The organism is Streptomyces solincola (assembly GCF_002982015.1).
In the GTDB taxonomy this organism is placed as follows: Bacteria; Actinomycetota; Actinomycetes; order Streptomycetales; family Streptomycetaceae; genus Streptomyces; species Streptomyces solincola.
On the sequence record NZ_PVLV01000375.1, the window covers coordinates 1 to 4,002 of the forward strand.

The 4,002-nt window shown below is 72.4% G+C and carries 5 protein-coding genes; 4 read left to right on the forward strand and 1 reads right to left on the reverse strand.

Annotated features, from left to right (window positions below; genetic code table 11):
* Nucleotides 1-59: 59 nt before the first annotated feature.
* Entirely contained in the window at nt 60-386 is a 327-nt protein-coding gene (locus C6N75_RS22055) for a DUF427 domain-containing protein (RefSeq protein ID WP_105870639.1), read from the reverse strand.
* Between the two features lie 88 nt (nt 387-474).
* Here C6N75_RS22055 and C6N75_RS22060 point away from each other — a divergent pair, with 88 nt between their 5' ends.
* The 4 genes from C6N75_RS22060 to ligA all read left to right on the forward strand — a co-directional run.
* Complete coding sequence (locus C6N75_RS22060; RefSeq protein ID WP_105870640.1) at nt 475-1,014, forward strand: LOG family protein; 540 nt, start codon at nt 475-477, stop codon at nt 1,012-1,014.
* Between the two features lie 29 nt (nt 1,015-1,043).
* Nucleotides 1,044-1,733, forward strand: a complete 690-nt coding sequence (locus C6N75_RS22065) for an SDR family oxidoreductase (RefSeq protein ID WP_181160571.1) — start codon at nt 1,044-1,046, stop codon at nt 1,731-1,733.
* Between the two features lie 78 nt (nt 1,734-1,811).
* Nucleotides 1,812-2,831 carry a methionine synthase gene (locus C6N75_RS22070; RefSeq protein ID WP_105870641.1) on the forward strand — a complete coding sequence of 340 codons (1,020 nt, stop codon included), beginning with the start codon at nt 1,812-1,814 and terminating at the stop codon, nt 2,829-2,831.
* 52 nt (nt 2,832-2,883) lie between these two features.
* The coding region (gene ligA / locus C6N75_RS22075; RefSeq protein WP_146132638.1) for an NAD-dependent DNA ligase LigA at nt 2,884-4,002 on the forward strand (1,119 nt) is incomplete at its 3' end.

Here is a 4,002-nt window from a genome sequence, read left to right on the forward strand (position 1 = left end):
CGCCTACCCCCCGGCCGAGATCCCGACCCCCAACGTCCACTCGCCCTTCTGGTCCGCGGCTAGCGCACCACCTCCGTCTCGTAGAAGCACAGGTGGTCCTTGATGTCCGCGACCTCGGGCTTCGGGTCCGGGTAGGCCCAGACCGCGTCGGTGGCGCCGGGGAGGGACCAGTAGGACGCGTCGCCCTTGAAGGGGCAGTGCGTGTGGGTGTCCGAGGGCGTCAGCAGCTCGGTGCGGACGTCCTCGGGCGGCAGGTAGTAGCGCGGTGGGCAGCCGGTCTCGCGCAGGACCAGCGGGCGGCGGCTCTCCGCGACGACCTGGCCCTGGTGGACGGCCCGTACATGCTCCGCGCCCTGTTCGACGGTGATGCGGTGTCCTGATGTCATACCCGGCCAACGCCGGGCGCCCGCCCCCCGTTCCCCGCCCCGGCCTCTTCACCCGCACGGGTGAGCGAGCCTCCCGTACCGTGGCGCCATGAACATCTGCGTCTTCCTCTCCGCCGCCGACCTGGACGAGCGCTACACCCGCCCCGCACGGGAGTTCGCCGAGCTGCTCGGCCGGGGCGGGCACACCCTGGTGTGGGGCGGCTCCGACGCGGGACTGATGAAGGTCGTCGCGGACGGGGTGGAAGAGGCCGGCGGCCGGCTGGTCGGCGTGTCGGTGGAGTTCCTGTCGCACAAGGCGCGGCCCGGCCTGGACGCCATGGTCGTGGCGAAGGACCTGTCCGAGCGCAAGGCGCTGCTGCTGGAGAAGGCGGACGCCGTCGTGGTGATGGTCGGCGGGATGGGCACCCTCGACGAGGCGACCGAGATCCTGGAACTGAAGAAGCACGGGCACCACACCAAGCCCGTGGTGCTGCTGAACGCGGCCGGCTTCTACGACGGCCTGAAGGAGCAGATGCGCCGGATGGACGCGGAGGGCTTCCTCCCCATCCCGCTGACCGAGCTGGTGTTCTTCGCCGAGGACGGCGTCTCGGCCCTGGCGTACCTGGAGGAGTCGGCCGGGCTGCGGTGAGCCGGGCCGCGGGTGCGAGCATGGCACCCATGGCTACCCACATGATCACAGGCGCCGGTTCCGGCATCGGCGCGGCCGTCGCGCGCAGGCTCCACGAGCGGGGCGACGACCTCGTACTCCTGGCCCGCGACGCGGGCCGGGCCAAGGAGTTCGCCGAGCGGTATCCCGGGGCCCGCAGCCTCGTCGGGGACCTGGCCAACCCGGACCGGCTGTCGTGGGCGTTCTCCCACCAGCAGCTCCCGGACCGGGTGGACTCGCTGCTGCACATCGCGGGCGTGGTCGATCTCGGCGAGGTCGGCGAGCTGACCACCAAGGCGTGGCGCGGCCAGCTCGAGGTCAACCTGATCGCACCCGCCGAGCTGACCCGGCTGTTCCTGCCGCAGCTCCGGGTGTCGCAGGGGCACGTCCTCTTCGTCAACTCGGGCGCGGGCCTCACCGCGCACGCCAACTGGTCCGCGTACGCGGCGTCCAAGCACGGGCTGAAGGCGCTCGCCGACGCGCTGCGGGCGGAGGAGCACGGCAACGGTGTCCGGGTCACCTCGGTCTACCCCGGGCGGACCGCCAGCCCGATGCAGGCGAAGGTGCACCAGCAGGAGGGCAAGGAGTACGACGCCGCGCGCTGGATCGACCCGGAGTCGGTGGCGACGGCGATCCTGACCGCGCTCGACCTGCCGCGCGACGCGGAGATCAAGGACCTGACGGTACGCCCCGGACGGTGACGTGCGGCGGAGGGGGCGGGGGCGAGAGCCGGAGACACCGCTCCCGGGCCCCGGTCCGCCGCGCCGTAGGCTTCCCCGGTGAGCGAGACGAGCGAGACGAACACCATTCCCTGGGGTCCGGCGACCGGCGTCGGGTCGATGCCCGGCGGGGACGCCCGCGAGGCCGCCAAGACCGTCACCGGGTCCTTCGAGGACTTCCCGTACCTCGCCGAGCTGCCCGCGCGCGGGCCGGGCGCCGACATGATCGGGCGGTCCCTCGGGCTGCTCGTGGAGATGTACGCGCATGTGGAGCCGAGCGGCTGGCGGATCAGCGACCGGCCGGGACGGGACACCCGGCGGGCCCGGTCCTGGTTGGGGGAGGACCTGGACGCCCTGGAGGAGTTCACCCAGGGCTACGAGGGCGTGCTGAAGGTGCAGGCGGTGGGTCCGTGGACGCTGGCCGCCGCGCTGGAGCGGAGGAACGGGGAGGCCGCGCTCGGGGACCCCGGGGCCTGCCGGGACCTGGCGGGCTCGCTGGCCGAGGGGCTGCGCGGGCATCTTGCGGAGGTACGCCGCAGGGCGCCGGGCGCGAGGGTCGTGCTCCAGCTCGACGAGCCGTCGCTGACGGCGGTGCTGCGCGGCCAGGTGCGCACCGCCAGCGGCTACCGCACCCACCGGGCGGTGGACCGGCAGGTGGTGGAGAGCACCCTGCGGGATCTGGTCGCCGTCAACGAGGGGCAGGGGCCCGTCGTCGTGCACTCGTGCGCGCCGGACGTGCCGTTCGCGCTGCTGCGACGAGCCGGCGTCGCGGGCGTGTCGTTCGATTTCAGCCTGCTCACCGAGCGTGACGAGGAGGCGATCGGCGAGGCGGTCGAGGGCGGCACGAAACTCTTCGCGGGCGTGGTGGGGTCGGTCGACGGCCCGTTGTCAGACCCGGGCGGTAGCGTCATGGGTGTCAGAACGCTGTGGCGCAGGCTGGGGCTGTCGCCTGGGATTCTCGCGGAATCCGTGGTGGTCACCCCGACGTGCGGGCTGGCGGGCGCCTCGCCCGCGTACGCCCGGGCGGCGCTCGCCCATTGCGCCAAGGCGGCACGATCACTCGCGGACGACCCTGAGTGACCGAGTGACGGAACGGGACGTCGGCGAGACGTCGGCGACGGGAGGAACGACGGTGGCTGTCGAACAGCAGGACGCGGTGCCGGCGGAGGCGCGGGAGCAGCACGGCAGGCTCGCCGAGCAGATCGAGGAGCACCGCTTCCGGTACTACGTGAAGGACGCCCCGGTCGTCAGCGACGCCGAGTTCGACCGGCTGCTGCGCGAGCTGGAGGCGCTGGAGGAGGAGTACCCGGAGCTGCGTACGCCGGATTCGCCGACGCAGAAGGTCGCCGGGCAGTACGAGACCGAGTTCACCGCTGTCGCGCACCGCGAGCGGATGCTGTCGCTGGACAACGCCTTCGACGAGGAGGAGCTGGCCGCCTGGGCGGACCGGGTCGAGAAGGAGGTCGGGGCCTCGGCGCACCACTTCCTGTGCGAGCTGAAGGTGGACGGTCTCGCGGTCAACCTGACGTACGAGAAGGGGCGGCTGGTGCGGGCCGCGACCCGCGGCGACGGCCGTACGGGTGAGGACATCACACCGAACGTGCGGACCATCGCGGACATCCCGGAGCGGCTGAGCGGGGAGCGGATCCCCGAGCTGGTGGAGATCCGGGGCGAGGTCTTCTTCCCGATGGAGAAGTTCGAGGAGCTGAACGCCCGGCTGGTGGAGGCCGGTGACAAGCCGTTCGCCAACCCGCGCAACGCGGCGGCCGGCTCGCTGCGCCAGAAGGACCCGAAGGTGACCGCCACCAGACCGCTGCACATGGTGGTGCACGGCATCGGCGCGCAGGAAGGGCTGCGGTTCGACCGGCTGAGCGAGGCGTACGGGCTGCTGAAGGAGTGGGGGCTGCCCACCGCCAAGCACAACAAGGTGGTCGGCGACCTGGCCGGCATCCGGGAGTTCATCGCCTACTTCGGCGAGCACCGGCACTCGGTGGAGCACGAGATCGACGGCGTGGTCGTCAAGCTGGACGAGATCCGGCTACAGGGCCGGCTGGGGTCCACCTCGCGCGCGCCGCGCTGGGCGATCGCCTGGAAGTACGCGCCGGAGGAGGTCAACAGCAAGCTCGTCGACATCAAGGTGGGGGTGGGGCGTACGGGGCGGGTCACCCCGTTAGCGCAGGTCGAGCCGGTGACGGGGGCCGGCTCCGAGGCCGAGTTCGCCACCCTGCACAACCAGGAGGCCGTCCAGGCC

What these genes read in the sequence shown, in the direction of transcription:
- C6N75_RS22065 (WP_181160571.1), top strand. Translation starts at nt 1,044, where the DNA reads ATGGCTACCCACATGATCACAGGCGCCGGTTCCGGCATCGGCGCGGCC.
- C6N75_RS22055 (WP_105870639.1), bottom strand. Translation starts at nt 386, where the DNA reads ATGACATCAGGACACCGCATCACCGTCGAACAGGGCGCGGAGCATGTA.
- C6N75_RS22060 (WP_105870640.1), top strand. Translation starts at nt 475, where the DNA reads ATGAACATCTGCGTCTTCCTCTCCGCCGCCGACCTGGACGAGCGCTAC.